The following is a 13,408-nucleotide window of genomic DNA, read 5'->3' as shown; positions in this document are numbered from 1 at the left end:
TTCGGCACCATGCCGCCGCGTCACAGGTCGGTCCACGGCCGCGGCTCGCCGCCGGCCAGAGGGACCCACACATCGCCGGTAGGCCCCTGGAGTTCGAGGTCTCCAAGGACCGCCGCGCCCAGCGGCACCTGCCGGGCCAGCGTGCCCACAAGCGGGTGCTGCGCGACCATGGCCTGCAGGTCGTTGATCCTGTTGCCCAGGACGTACCGGGAGGCACCGGTGAGCACGAACAGAACCCGGGGGAACACGGGATACCAGCGCAGCCAGACGGCACCGGGAACAACCGACTGACGCGCTCGGGACCGGCTGACAGGCTGCGGCTCGTACGACCACAGCCGCGCGTACTCGATCAACTTCAGTGCGAGCCGCTCGCTGCTCATGGTCGTCCGGTCGACTTCGACGAGTGCCCTGAGCTTCGTCCGCTGATCCTCACCGATGAGCGTGTAGTACATCACCGCATCCGTGATGATCTTCTCGCCGTCGCTGAGCGGGTGGGAGACCTCAGGCGTCCAGTCCAGGTGACCGTGCTCGTCGCCACGCCTGCGGGCATCGGCGACGAACGCCAGGTGGGTGCGGAGCACGGTCAGGGTGTGCGGCGTCTTCAACGAGGCAGCGGTGGCCGAGGCGATCGGATACGGCGGCCGTCCCCTCAGCGCGGGAAAGTCCCTCACCAGCCGGGCCCCCTCACCCGTCAGATACCAGGCACGGGACCGGTTGGAAGCGGGCAGCACCGTGTAATCCACCAGGCCCTCACGGCGCAGCTTGTTCAACGGTGTGGAGACGGTCTGCCGCGCCGTGCCGGGCCGCAGCAGGTCGTGGAGCTGACCGGTAGTCGCCATCCGGTGCTGACCCAGCACGGCCAGGAGCTGATGCGGCAGCGGCTCGACCGGACTCGGAGTGCGGCCGGACGACACGGCCTCGAAGGTGATGGTCACTCGTAACCCTTCTTCTGCAGCCGTCCGGCTGCCGCGGTGGTGGGGGCGAGTTGGGCAAGGAAGGCACCCACCCGGCCCAGCTGATCGGTGGCGCGAGTCGTGAGCTGGTCCAGGGGCGCGGCGCCGGCCGTGGCCCGGGCGGCGCGCTCCAATGCCGCCGCCTGGCGGGGACGGGCGTACTCCGCGAAGACCTCGTCGAGGTGCGGCCCGGTGATCCGGACGGGACCGACACGACGGCCCCTGACCGTCAGCGACATGTAGTGCTCGAACCGGTCCAGGGCGGCGACGACGTCAGGTCCGGGACTCTCGCCCCATTCCGAGGTGATCGGAGCGATAGCGGACTGCGAGCCGGCGGTGGACGCCAGAGTGGAGGCGTTCTGGACCAGGGACAGACGCACCGGGATGGGCAGGCGGGCCAGCAACTGAGTCATGCCGTGGACGTGGACTTTGTACTTGCGGAAGTCCTCAAACATGCTGGCGATCGTCTCTGCGGCCGCTCCGGTCAGGGTGATCAGCTCGTCGAAGTACGGGCGGAACGGCACCCGCCTGGCCTCGGGGGTATCCCGGCGGGAGCGCACCGCGCGCAGCAGGTCCCGGGCGAGCAGTGCGGTGATCAGCCGGTCGGTGGGCCCGTTTCCGCCCGGGCACACCCACACGATCATCTTCGAGTCCATCGCGGCGCGGATGTTGTAGCGGCCGGCCGGCTGCCCGAGGAACGCGCGGGTGACGGGGTTGGCGGCGAGGCGGGCGATCGGGTTGAGGACCACGGCGAAAGAGTCCGGCGGCAGCGTCGGGAACACCGTCTGCCACCAAGAGCGGGTCTCCTCGTCCAGGCGCCCCTTAACCCCGGCGAGCGCCGCAGCGCGGAAAACCGAGTCGGTGAGCAGCGCCCGCACATGGAAGACCGTGGCCTGGTCGTCGGGGCGCCCGGCCTGGCAGGCGGCTTCGTTGACGGCCACCAGCACCGCCAGGGAAGCGGTGAGGATGGTCAGCGCGCGGGGCGCGCTGGCGTCGTCCCAGCCGAGCGCAGACGCGAAGGCGTCCGCCGTTGCCTCGACGACCTCGTGTGCCACCTGGCCCTGGTGCATGCCGAGCGGGTTCCACGAACTCACCTGAGGCGCAGGCCCGTGGGCGTTGAGGTCGATGAGCGCGATCCGGTCCATCAGCGCGTCGTGGGCGAGGAACGGCACAGCGCGAGGCCAGGAGTCGCGATGCGGGTCGACGAACATCAGCCCGCCTCCTGCATGAGCCCAGCCGATGGCCTGCGCGAGGGCGCGTTCGGTCTTGCCGCCGCCCGCCTTGCCCACGCCGACCTCGAACAGCGTCTCCTTCGCATAGCTGGCGACCAGACGCCGACGGCCGTCGGGGCCGCGGTAGATGCCCTGCAGCAGCAACGTGGGGTTGTTGAACTCGAAGGTCGGCAGGTCCCCGGCGAGCAGCGGCAGCTGGCAGTGCACGGTGGGCGGCTTGAGCAGGCCAGTCAGTTCCTCCAGGCGTACCCAGTTCGGACGGGGCGGCTGGCAGTGACCCAACGTCCAGCGGCGCTCGAAACCGCGACGGCTGGGCCAGCGGTCCGCCCCGAACCGCCACGGGCCGACCCGCCATCCGCGCATCGCCCACCGCGAGCCGCCACCGAACACGTCGAAGGCGGCCTGGAGCTGGGCGAGCCGGGCCTGGGAGCGGCCTTCGGTGTTCGACGCGCACATCACCAGCAGCTGCACGCGGACAAGGTGGTCGTCGTCGGCGAGTTTGCCCAGCGCCTCAGCCGGCTCGACCCGGCGGGGGACGGGCGGCATGACCAGACGGCGCCCGCCCCCGGCCTGCTTGCCGCTGACCAGCTGCTGCAGCTGCCAGGCCAGTGAGTCCTCGATGCCGCCCGCGTCTTGGCGCACCCACCGGGCGGCGCGCTGGGCCTCGCGCCGCTCCCTGCGCCGGGCGTCCGACATCAGCTGCAGACGCCGGGCCCGCAGCGCCCATTTGGGGGCCCGCTGGATGTCGAGCCGTATCTCGGCCAGGTCCCCCAGTTCCGCCCGCAGATCGGAGACGGCGTCGATCAGCGGCTGCAGCGGGTCGGGGTCCAGCGGAACGTCCCGCAGCGGGGCGGTGGGCTTGCCGCGCAGGACGAACTCCGCCCGCACCACATGCTCACGCGGCTTGTCGACGAGCGGGCGGGCCCGGTTCACCGTGACGGCGGGACCGAACGGGGTGATCGACAGCAGGCGTTCACCGCCGGCAGGACCTTCGATCCGGTAGCGCAACGGGCTCGAGCCGTCGGCGCGCAGCCGGATCTGCACCGCCTTCGACCGCCTGGGCGCCCACCACGGCATGCTCGTTGAAGCTCGGGCGAGCTGAACCCCGCGGCGGAAGATCTCCTCCAGGCCGGGGTCGAAGTGCTGCGATGGCACGAGTTCCAGCGCCATCCGCTCGGCCGAGGCCTTCCTTGCCAGACGGCGCACCACCGTCTCGCTCACGGCCCAGCAGGCGGCCGCGGCCGCCACGGGCAGGTACCAATAGGTGATCACCCAGCCAGCGGCGTTGACCAGGCCGGCCAGCAGACCGAGGACCTGACTGGCTGCCGTGTCATCCGCCTGCTCGGTCAGGTACGGGGCTGAGGTGTCCACGTGGACCCTCCTTTCGTTGAAGTGCGGGTGAAGTACCAGTCGGTGATGCGCCGGTCGGTGTAGGTGCCGCCGCGGTCGGCAGCCGCCCACACCAGGTGCACTACTGCCTTGTCCCGGCTGCCGTCCCTGCGGGCAATGGCGGCCTGGATGCGGAAGCGGGCGGTGGAGAACGCCGGTGCGATCGCCTGGTCCGGGTTTCCGAAGATCGCGGGCCACTTGGCGCGGCCGATCCCGGTGGCGTCCGCCCGCAGCAGGCCACGGCCGGCCGCGAGGAGCCTTTGCTCCTCGTCGGCAGCAAGGTCGGCGGGCCAGGCGTCTTCCAACGACTGCTGGATGACGGCATCGCCGGCCACGCCCTCGCCGTGCGGCGGCAGCACGGACGCACCGGCTGACTGCGTCGACCCGGTGGAGGCCGTGGCCGACGCGGACCCGCTGGCCTGCGCAGTACGGCCGCGTACAGCGGTCGCCGAGGGATACGGCGTGGGAGCGGCCGTGCGCGGTGGCGCCGAGGTTGCCGGTGCGCTTGGTGTGTGCGGCACCGTCAGCAGGATCACCCCGGCCACGGCCAGGACCACGGTGGCGATCAGAAGCAGGCGCGGCGAGCGCGCCGGGGGGTTGGTCATAGCAGCCGGGCCCCTCCCGCGTATCCCGACATCGCGTTGACCGCGTCCAGGCGGACGACGGTTCCGGGACGGGGGGCGTTGACCATCTGTCCGCTACCCAGGTAAATCCCGACGTGATAAATCGTCGCGTCGCGGCCGGGCGCATCGGCGTAGAAGACGAGGTCGCCGGCCCTGAGCGCACCAGTGCCCAGACGGGCGGGGATGCGCTGGCCGACACCGGCCTGGGCGGCCGCGGTGCGCGGCAGCTGGATGCCGACCTTGGCGTAGGCGTACACGGTCAGCCCCGAGCAGTCGAAGCCCTTGATGCTTTCGCCGCTCTTCCCGCTGAGGGAGCAGCAGATCCCGGTCGACTTGCCCTTGGCGTTGCCGCCGCCCCACGAGTAGGGCACACCGCGCTGGGAGAGCGCCGCCTCGATCACGGTGTGGACCTTTCCGGTCACGTTCTTCAGGTCCGGGTCCTTCGCGGCCGCCGTGTACTGGTCGATCCAGCCCAGCACGTTCGAGACGTACTCAGCGGAGTGGTTGTACTGGAGGATCGCGGCCTTGAGCTGAGCCCGCTTGGTCAAGTCCCGGCCGCCTGCGCACAGGTAGACGGCGGCGCCGAGGGCTGCGTCGTCGGCGTTGTGCGGGTCGGCTGTCTTGTCCCCGCTGGCGTCCTCGCCGACGCCCTCCCAGGTGGACGGGAGGAATTGGAAGGGCCCGACTGCGCGCTCCCCGCTGGCTGTGCCGTCCCACTTGCCGCCGTCGGTGTCCGGGAAGACGGTGGTGTTCCCGCCGGCCCCGGAGCCGTTGAGGAGCACTCCGTAGATCTTCGGACGGATGTCGCCGCCTGCAGCGATGTTGCGGCCGACGGCGTGGTTCGACTCGACCTTGGCGATTCCGGCAAGGATCGGCCAGCGCATGCCCTGGCACTTGGGCACGTACTTCCCGACTTGCTGTACGGCCTTGTTATAAGCAGCCAGCATCCGGGCGGGGATGTCCGCCGCGCTGCCGCCGTCGGCGATCCCACCATCGGCATCGTCCTGGAGCCCGGTCTGCAGCGTGACGTACGCGCTGATCGCGTTCGAGACAGGAGCCGCGCAGCACACGGCGGTGAACAGCAGCAGCACACTCACGCATACCCACCGACCCAGGCGGCGCCGTGCCCGCTTCACTCGGCGTCACCGTCCTCGGCCGGCGGCTGCTGGCCCCGCTCACGGCGCAGACGCTCCGCTTCGGGAGCGGTCCGACGCATCAGGTCCTGCATCCGCCGACGCGCCTCGTCGCGCGTGGTGTTGCCAGTGCTTCCTGCGCCGGGAAGGGCCGAGTCCGTCCTGTTCGGCGCAGGACTCGCCGGACGCGGGGCGTTACCGCCCGCGAGCCGGTTCGGGGACATCGGCGTGGTGCTGCCTTCCGCCGGAGACGCCGGCGCGCTCGGCCCCGATGGGGTCGGCCCCGGACGGCCCGCGGGACTGCCGGTAGGCGCCGTCGGCGGCTGCACCGGGTTCGGCCGCGGGGAGGACACTGTCGTCGCTGTCGGCAGGCGGCGGCTGCGGAAGGGGCCGGACCGGGCTGCCTGCCAACCCGCCTCAGCCCAGGCACGGCCGTCCTCGCGGACGGTGTTGCTCCACACCCGCACCTGCTGGCGGGCGTCCTGCGCGTACTGCGATCCGCCCGATCGGGCCCGGCGGACGCCTGCCGGGAGACCTGCTGTCGCCCCGTACGCGGTGCGGCCGCCCCGGTTGAGGATGCGGTATCCGCGGAAACGGACCAGGCGGTTGTGTGCGCGCGTCGACAGCAGGGTGCGATCGGTGTTCTGGTCGTGCAGTACCTGCCCCGAGCGGCGGTCGACGACCTGGCCGTCCTCGTCGCGGTAGCGGTCGGGCGGACCGCCGGGACGACGGGGCCCTCCGCCGCCCGACCCGCCTCCTGGTCCGCCGGACGGGCCGCCCGCGCCGGGGTCGCCGTCGGCGGTGGGCTTGCGCCACTTGGCCAACTGCTCCTTGTCCGGCCGGCGGCCGATCAGCAGCCAGTGACCGCCCTTCGCACCGAGCCGAGCACCGGCCCCGCCCACAGCGGCCGCCGCGGTGAGCGGGGCGAGTCCGCGCCCTGCTTCGGCTGTGGCATCGGCCAGCACCCGTCCGGTGTCCACGGGCATGCCCGCGCCGTCGGCCAGCGACGTCAGCGCGCCCATCAGGCGCTGCCGGGTGCCGAGCAGCCCGAACCGGCCGCCCCCGCCACCGGTGAAGGCACGCAGGCTCCCGCCGTAACCGCCCATCGCGGCGGGCGAGTTCATGGCGAGCGCCGCGCCGAGCTCGGAGGTGTCGCCGGGCATGTGGGTGCCGCCGACCTTGGCGTAGCGCATCCGCATGGCCATACGCCGTCCGAAGGAGGCGATCCCGGTCAGGAGCCTGCGGTGTCCGGCCGCGCCCGCGACGGCCAGGACGTCGATCAGCAGGATCTGCTCCACCATCAAGTCGGGCCCGTCGGTGATGGTGGCGTCCACGGCGATGCCGAAGAACGGGATGAACGCACAGATCCCGACCACGGTCAGGACCGAGATGCCCCAGATCGACAGCCATTTCCACACGGACTGGCGTGCGGGCCCGGGCAGCATGCCGGCGATGAAGGTGACACCACCCGCAGCCGCGGCCGCCACGCAGATGCCCTGGGTGCCCAGCAGCACGATGGCGCTGGAGAGCAGCATGCCGCAGATGAACAGCGCGGCGATGAGCAGCAGGGCGGCGCCGCCGACGCGCCACCAGGTGGGCTTCTGCGCATAGTCCGCGCACGCTTTGCCGACATCGCCGGCTTTCTTCATGTCCTGCATGAAGGCGTAGAACTCGCGGTCCTCGTCCGTGACGATCGCATTCGATGCATCCAGCAACTCGCCGCCTGGTGTCAGGGACGGCAGGTCGTCGCTGGAGGGCGTATCGCCGTCGTTGCGCTCGCAGTACTTTTTAGCCTCGCCTCTGATCAGCTCGCAGGGGTCTTTCTCCTTGTCGTCGGTATCGCTCTCGCAGACCTTCCTCGCCTGGCCGTCGAGCAGGGAGCAGTTGTTCTTCTCGCCTTCGCTGTCCTTGCCGTCGGCCTTGTACCCGCCGGTGATCCATTTCAGGTGGACCGCGTAGGCCTTGCGGTCGGCGGTCTTGGCAGGGTCGAGGATGCGCCCGTACTGCAGCAGCATGTACGGCTTCACGATCAGCGCGTTGGTGATCGAGTCCTGGATCGGGCGGGCCACCTCTTCGGCGGAGACAGGTTTGTCGTCTTCACGTTCCAGGCACTTGACCTCCTGCATGCCGGCCATGCCGGCGCACGGGCCACGGCTGGCGAGCTTGCCGCCCCAGTCGTAGGAGTTGACGCTCTGCTGAGCGACCTCGGCAGCTACCTGCTGGGACTGCCCCAGGGGTCCGTCCTGGGCGAGCAGCGTGTCAGGGCGGATGAGAGCCGAAGCGGCGATCGCCCCGATGAGCAGGGTCAGGAAGATCTCGCCCAGACCGCGGCCGACACGACCGCGCACGATCATGAACCCCGCGAAAACAAACGCCCAGGCCAGCAGCAGACCCTTCAGCCCGAGCGTGTCGACGACCACGTTGTCGTAGGTGTCGGCGACCTTCTGAGCCGGACGGGTGAGGATCTTCAACAGCGGGAACCGGAAGGCCAGCTCGATCGCCCACCCCGCCAGGCCGACCAGCAGCCGGATCAGGGTGAAAAGCCCGGACAGGGCGAAGGCCAAGGCCTGCGTCTTGAAGGCGACGATGGAGCCGCCGTCGGCGTTCAGCTCGTAGCCGTTGATCGGCACCCCCTCGGAGGAGGTGATGTTCAGCGGCGCGAGCAGGTCTCCGGTCTCGCTGTTGCTGCTGGCCGCGTACACGACCTGGCTGTTCACCATGACGAACACGCCGGTGAGCAGCGTCACGAAGCCGGCCGAGCGCAGGGTTGCGCGGTCTGGACGGAACATCTCAAGCCCGCCCTCGTCCTGCCGGAGCGCGGCGCCAGATCACGAGCGCCCCGAGCACCGCCGCGGCGGGGGCCAGCTTCCAGGCGGCGGCGTCGCCGCTGCCCTGGGCGGGAGCGGCGCTCGTGGCGTGGCGGCCGCGCTCGCAGTACGCCTTGGCCGGACCGGCTATCAGATCGCACGCGTCTGCGGGCGTCCTGGCGGTGTCGGCGGCGAAGGCGTGTCCGGTGCGTGGCCACCAGGTCTCCGGCAGGCTCGCCCCGAACACCAGGACGAGCACGCCGACGGCGACGGCGATGGCCGTGAGGGCGCTCGCGGCTGCGGCGAGACGCCTCGAGCGACTGGGAGCGAAGGAGGTCACAGGAGTTCCTTCTGACGGTCGCCCGCAACGGCTCCGGCGAGCGGCGCGGGCGCGGTGGTGCGGCGTCCCGGCGTGGTGGTGATGGAGGAGGAGATCCGCTCGATGCGCGGGATGCTGACCTTGATCCGGCCGATGTTCTGCCGCGGGCAGGCGATGAGGAACTCGCCTTCGCGGCCGCGCTGTCCGACGGGGGACAGGCCGGTGGTCACCAGCCGCAGCAGCTCAGGGTCGTTCGGATCGAGACCGAGGAACTCCAGCCCCCGGCGGGCGCGTTCACGGTCGGTGGTGCGGGCGAGCGCGCGGTAGGCCATCAGCCCGCGGTCGGGGCCGAGTTCTTCCGCGTCGTGGGATCCGGCGATCAGCCCGGCGCCGTGCTTGCGGCCGTCGTGGAGGATCTCGTGGACCAGGGCGGTGCCTTCGGCGGACGAGGTGAGCCAGTACAGCTCGTCTGTCACTACCGCGGTGAACCGTTCGGGGTCCTCGAACGCGGTCTGCCGGGCGATCGCCGCGATCAGGTAGAGGACCGCGCGGCCGATCAGGGCTTCCAGGGGTTGCTGGTGGAGCACTTCGGGCTTGTCGAACGCGGCCTTGGGCGGCAGCTTCAGGCCGGTCGTCGTGATCACGATCATGTCGGAGGCGCTGGAGGCGTCCAGTCGCACGGGCGGCAGGGCGGGGTCGAACACCATCGCGGCGAGAGGGTTGCTGGCCACGACGCGGATGAGTCCGGCGAGGGTGGCGGCCGTGTCCTGCCGCTTGCCCGCCTCCGCCCCGCCCATCTCCTCGAGGACCTGAAGGACACGGTGCATGGAGGGGGCTTCGCTGGCTGCGGCCCGCTCCACGGCGTGGTGCAGGACTTCCCCGCTGGTACTCATGGGGCCGATGCCGAGCTGGAGGGTGAGGTAGGACAGGGCGTAGTGGCGGCCTTCGGGGCCGGTGAAGATGCGCAGGGGGTCGATGGACACCTCGGCCTGGGCGGCGTCGATGATCTGGCAGCGGCCCGCGGCCGCGGTGCGGGCGAAGCTCGCCCACTCCCGCACGGGAGTGCGGTCGATGCAGATCGCGACCCCGCCGCGTGCCCACACTGCCTCGGAGATCAGCTTCTCCAGGACGCTTTTGCCTGCGCCGAGATCTCCGACGACGCCCATGGAGGCGGAGGCGTCCTGTTTCGGCGCGTCCGCCACGTTGATCATGACGGGGCGGGTAGTGCCGCAGTCCAGGTCGATACCGAGGAACATGCCGTTGGGGTCGCCGACCTCACAGGCGGTGAAGGCTCCGCCCAGCGCCCAGTCTTCACTGACCTGGTGCTGCGTGAACTCCCGGACTACACCGGGCCGTGCGGTGCCGGGCAGACCGAGGGTGAACAGGGCCTCTTGAAGGCCAGCCGGGCGGACCGCCCGGTAGTCGGCGCCGCCAAGCAGCGCGGCCAGGGCCCGGGCGCGGGCGTCACAGACGGCGGCGGTCGGACCCCACACGGTCAGGACCGTCACGGACTGGACCTCGACCTCCACGCTGGTGCGGGACAGGCGGGCGTCGAGCTCGCCCAGGTCGCGGGCGGCATCGGTCAGCGAGGCGGGCATGCCGGTGGGGCGTGCGTCGTACTGGTCGGCCTGGTCGACGAGTTCGTTCTTCTTGCGACGCACCTGGTCGCGGGCCTTCTCGGCCGGCACCAAAGTGAGGTCGACGGTGTAGTCGACGGGGAAATCCAGGGTCTCCAGCTGGGCGAACAGGTCAGCAGCGTCCTGGCTCACCGCGGGCGGGCACTCGGCCAGCGCCAACTGAGCCTGATAGCCCACCCCGGCGTCGGACTCCACCTGCAGCCACCGCCGCTTGAGCGGCGACGACGTCCTCAGCCGCCACCACGCCTTGCGGCCCGACCGGCCGATCCGGTCCGCGCCGGTCAGATCGTCGGCGCTGTCGAGAGCCGGGTCGACACCGCCCTCCTGCAGGCGGGCCTGGCCGAGGTCGGCGTAGCTGGGGGAGTGCAGCATCCCCGCCCTCAGCTGTCCGCCGTACAGGTCGCTGGTCTCGGCCTCGGTGAGCAGCGGCTCGTCCAGGCCGCGGTGAAGAGCGTGCTGGATCATCCACACGATCTCTGCCGGGCGGGCAGGGCGCAGGGCGACGCCGCCGGCGAGCGCGGCCTCCACCCGCAAGGCCTGCTCGCGGTAGGCGGCCACCTCACGGCGCGCCACGGGTGCCGCCCGCATGCCCAGCATCGGTGCGACGTCCGCCCACATCGCGCCGAGCGATGCGGTCATCTGCCCGCCCGCGGCGTCGTTCTGCAGCGGCACCGCCAGCCAGAGGGTGCGCCGGTGCATCTCCTGGTCGTTCAGCAGGTCCAGGGTGGCTTCAACGTTCTCCACCCACGGATGCGCGTCGCCGGGAGGTTGGGCGCCGGGCTCGATGCCCTCGATCATGCGCAGGGCGATCTCGCCTGGGTCGACCTGTGCGCACAGCCCGAACAGGCGCGGCGCCCCCGCCAGCGAACGGATCAGGTGCGTGATCTTCGCGAGCTGCTCGTCGCGGACCGCGTCCGGAACGTAGGTGCCCTGGACGGTCTCCTCCCGGCGGCCGCGGGCGTCCGGACCGGGGTGCAGCCGGTAGAGGGCCCACACGCTGCCGTGCGTCGACCACACCAGATGCCCGGCGATGTGACGGATCGGCACCCTCACCGCGCACCCCCCGCCTGCTGGGCCAGGGCGAGCAACTGCTGCACACCCGACACCGGTACACCCGGCACCGGCCCTGTCGGTGCCGGGCGAGTCTGCGGCTTTGAGCGCGGTCCGGCGGACGGACGGGCAGCCCGGCCCCGGGGCGCGCTCCGGCCGACTGCCGGCTGGTCGGCGCGGGGCGGCGCCGCCACGGCCGGGACAGCGAGATCAGCTTCTTCGACGGTGAAGCCGCCGAGCAGAGGACGGGAGAGGCGGTCCCGGGCGGCCCTTCCGCCCATCCGGCCGCCCTGCGGCTGCCAGGCGAGCAGCACCCAGCCCAAAGCTGCCTGCAACGGGGCGCGCCCCTTGATCTTCGGCCGGCGTACCGCCCAGACCGTCAACACCCAGACCACGATGGGCACCGGGCCCATCCACGACCACCAGCCGATCGTCTTGACCAGCAGGAAGACGCCGCCGACCGCGACCGCGATCTGCGCGGGCGTGTACGGACCGAGCGGGATCTTCCAGTCGGCGACTTTGCCCAGCACCCACGGGTGGCGGCGGGCGGAAGTGTAGAAGCGTCCCACCCGCCCCGCGGCCGCCGCGCTCACAGCCGACCTCCCGCGCCGACCGAGTGCACACGGGCGAGCGGATCGGGACCCTGCACGATGCCGGGCACGGCGGGCGCGCCCTTGGCCGGGTTCTTCACCTCGTCGGTGAACATGTCCGCCAGGTCCTCGCGGGAGTCGTACAGCCCCAGCGCGATGATCATCAGAAGCAGGGCGCCGATCCCGGCCTTCAGGCTGAACTTCTGGATCATGATGACGACGACCAGCACGATCAGACCGGCCTGCAGGCCCTTGGTCGCCCAGTCCTCGAACATGTTGATCCAGCTGTCGCCGAGGTCGTCCAGCTGCCCGGCGAGCATCATGCTCTGCACCGTGTTCACCGGGCACCCCCGTCCTGGAGGGTCCCGGAGTCCAGCGCCGCGACTTCCCACCGGCCGGAGCGAGACGTGAGGGCGACGACGTACGCCAGCGGCCAGCGCCCGGCGTCATCCCGGGCCTCGACCTGGACGCGGACGCGGACCTCGGTACCGTCGGCAGGCACCTGCTCGGCGGCCGCGGCCTCCTCAGCGCCCCACACCTCCTGGACCGTGACCGCCTGGTACGGGGCGGGGGAGACCGGCGACAGCTTCACCCCGGGCGCTAGGTAGCGATCCACCTCCCCGGCCCCCGTCAGGTATGCGCCGAAGAACTCCCCGACCGCGGACGACAGGTCGCTGCCGGACGGCACGCTCACGCCGTACGGCGACGGGGTCACCGCGGCGCGCGCTGGGCCCGCCACCACCCCCGGGGCACCGGTCACGGCGAACGAACTCCCGCTCGCGTCGGCGGCCACGGGGACGACGAAGTAGCGCACCCGTCCGTCGGCGTACTGCGCCGACACCGTCACCGCCCACGCGCCGGCGTCGCGCTGCGCACTGCGCACCGCGGTCACCGACCCGAGCTCCGGCTGCGCACCGGCGACCGGGGCCGGCAGATCGACGTCCGGCGCGAGCAACTGCGCAAGCCGCGCCTGCGCACTGCCCTCGTCGTCGGAACTGCTGCGCAACCACGCGCCGACGAACACCTGCGCATAGCCCGCCGGGTCGGCCGCGGCGGCCGCGGTGCGCACAGCGGCCGGCTTGTCCGAGGGGGCGGCCTTGGCCGTGGTCGGGCCGGACATCACCGCCACGCCCAGGGCGACGGGACCGGCCGCGATCGCGGTGAACAGGGCCAAGCGCGACAGGCGGACGCGGCGCCTCATCTTCTCCAGCTCGATGCCTGCGGCCATCGGAGGAGCAGCGTCGCTCTCCGACGCCTGCTTGCCAGGGGACATGGCCAAACTCCCAGGTCAGAACGTGTACTTGCTGACCTTGAGAAAACCCGTCGGCCCCGACCCGACCACCGACCATGAGCCCCCGACCACGGTCACGATGGGGACACAAAGCCCGTGGTTGGGCCCATGGTCGCCCCGACCACAGACCCGACCACGACATTTCGCACCCCACGGAGCCCCGCTCCGACACGGCGGATCGCACGCCGATCGGGGCGGCCGGCGCCAAGTGCGCACGCCGTATGAAGCCTGCGGGCACGCCCCCCCGGACTTCCGCACTGGGGGCTGCGCAGCGGCAGGCGGATGCGCAGCCGGATCCCGAGGACCCCGGGCGGGGCTGCGCACTCACACGCGCAAGTCGATTGCGCACGATCCGCGACCCGGTGCGCAACGTGTGCGCAACGG

10 protein-coding genes are annotated in these 13,408 nt (G+C 71.5%); all 10 read right to left on the bottom strand.

The window, feature by feature from the left end:
• Positions 1 to 20 precede the first annotated feature (20 nt).
• From P8T65_RS00455 to P8T65_RS00410, 10 genes are read right to left on the bottom strand one after another with little or no spacing between them, the layout of a single operon-like run.
• Positions 21 to 935 carry a replication-relaxation family protein gene (locus tag P8T65_RS00455; RefSeq protein WP_316723424.1) on the bottom strand — a complete coding sequence of 305 codons (915 nt, stop codon included), beginning with the start codon at positions 933 to 935 and terminating at the stop codon, positions 21 to 23.
• Positions 932 to 3,556: an ATP/GTP-binding protein gene (locus tag P8T65_RS00450; protein ID WP_316723423.1), complete on the bottom strand. Its 2,625-nt coding sequence runs from the start codon at positions 3,554 to 3,556 to the stop codon at positions 932 to 934. The genes P8T65_RS00455 and P8T65_RS00450 overlap by 4 nt, the downstream gene beginning before the upstream one ends.
• A complete protein-coding gene (locus P8T65_RS00445; RefSeq protein ID WP_316723422.1) occupies positions 3,532 to 4,179 on the bottom strand; it encodes a hypothetical protein in 648 nt (215 codons plus the stop codon). The genes P8T65_RS00450 and P8T65_RS00445 overlap by 25 nt, the downstream gene beginning before the upstream one ends.
• On the bottom strand, positions 4,176 to 5,294 hold the full coding sequence (locus P8T65_RS00440; RefSeq protein WP_316723421.1) for a bifunctional lytic transglycosylase/C40 family peptidase: 1,119 nt from the start codon (positions 5,292 to 5,294) through the stop codon (positions 4,176 to 4,178). Before P8T65_RS00440 ends, P8T65_RS00445 begins: the two co-directional genes overlap by 4 nt.
• A 35-nt stretch (positions 5,295 to 5,329) precedes the next feature.
• Positions 5,330 to 8,119, bottom strand: a complete 2,790-nt coding sequence (locus P8T65_RS00435; protein ID WP_316723420.1) for a hypothetical protein — start codon at positions 8,117 to 8,119, stop codon at positions 5,330 to 5,332.
• A 1-nt stretch (position 8,120) separates the two neighbouring features.
• Entirely contained in the window at positions 8,121 to 8,477 is a 357-nt protein-coding gene (locus P8T65_RS00430; RefSeq protein WP_316723419.1) for a hypothetical protein, read from the bottom strand.
• Positions 8,474 to 11,146, bottom strand: coding sequence for an ATP-binding protein (locus tag P8T65_RS00425; protein ID WP_316723418.1), 2,673 nt, complete (start codon positions 11,144 to 11,146; stop codon positions 8,474 to 8,476). Before P8T65_RS00425 ends, P8T65_RS00430 begins: the two co-directional genes overlap by 4 nt.
• On the bottom strand, positions 11,143 to 11,736 hold the full coding sequence (locus P8T65_RS00420) for a hypothetical protein (RefSeq protein WP_316723417.1): 594 nt from the start codon (positions 11,734 to 11,736) through the stop codon (positions 11,143 to 11,145). Before P8T65_RS00420 ends, P8T65_RS00425 begins: the two co-directional genes overlap by 4 nt.
• Complete coding sequence (locus tag P8T65_RS00415) at positions 11,733 to 12,074, bottom strand: hypothetical protein (protein ID WP_316723416.1); 342 nt, start codon at positions 12,072 to 12,074, stop codon at positions 11,733 to 11,735. The genes P8T65_RS00420 and P8T65_RS00415 overlap by 4 nt, the downstream gene beginning before the upstream one ends.
• A complete protein-coding gene (locus P8T65_RS00410; RefSeq protein WP_316723415.1) occupies positions 12,071 to 13,006 on the bottom strand; it encodes a conjugal transfer protein in 936 nt (311 codons plus the stop codon). Before P8T65_RS00410 ends, P8T65_RS00415 begins: the two co-directional genes overlap by 4 nt.
• Positions 13,007 to 13,408 lie beyond the last annotated feature (402 nt).

Origin of the sequence: Streptomyces sp. 11x1 (assembly GCF_032598905.1) — a bacterium.
Lineage (GTDB): Bacteria > Actinomycetota > Actinomycetes > Streptomycetales > Streptomycetaceae > Streptomyces.
The sequence above is the reverse complement of the archived record's forward strand: the minus strand, read 5'-3'. Positions and strand labels throughout refer to the sequence as shown.